A 652-nucleotide genomic window follows, 5' to 3' on the forward strand; every position below is an offset into this window, starting at 1 on the left:
ATACCACTAGGATTGCCAGAATTTAAAGTGATTAAACAAGAACTTCTTTCCTATGGTTATGCGATTCATGTAGAGAAAACAGAGACACAGGAACGTTGCCCTCATTGTGGGTTTGCCACTTCCTCTGTCCACGACAGACGGACAAGAAAAGTACGGGATTTGGCGATTTTCCATCAACCGGTGTACTTGTTCGTAAAGGTAAAGCGCTATCGGTGCTGGAATTGTTCCCAAGTGTTTTCCGCCTCTTTGGAATCGATTCAACCCAATCAACACTACACCAATCGATTTTGTGAGTACTTGTATGAACTTTGTGAAGGCTCCACCATTCAAGAGGTTAGCCGAAAGCACCGCATCCCATATACGACATTGGAACGCATCTATTACTCCATCGCATCGAAAAAAGCAAAAGAGCGTCAAACAGCGATAGAAGCATCTTCTCAAGAAGAGATGGTGCTTAGCTTAGATGAAATCGCTGTAAAAAAGGGACATCAGTATGAAACCGTATTGATGGATGCCAAAGCTGGATCGGTCATGGGAATGCATGCCGATCGCCAATGTGACTCCGCCATCCACTTGTTGAGCCAAAATGTCCTGTCGAAAGAAAGGGTCCAAACGGTGATTCTTGACATGTGGGAACCTTATCATAAGGCGG

General features: G+C 44.6%; 1 protein-coding gene. It reads left to right on the plus strand.

From position 1 onward, the window contains the following. Nucleotides 1–652 (plus strand): transposase family protein (locus BRO54_RS18900; protein WP_239691304.1); only part of this gene is annotated, 652 nt, incomplete at both ends.

This window comes from Geobacillus proteiniphilus (assembly GCF_001908025.1).
Lineage (GTDB): Bacteria > Bacillota > Bacilli > Bacillales > Anoxybacillaceae > Geobacillus > Geobacillus proteiniphilus.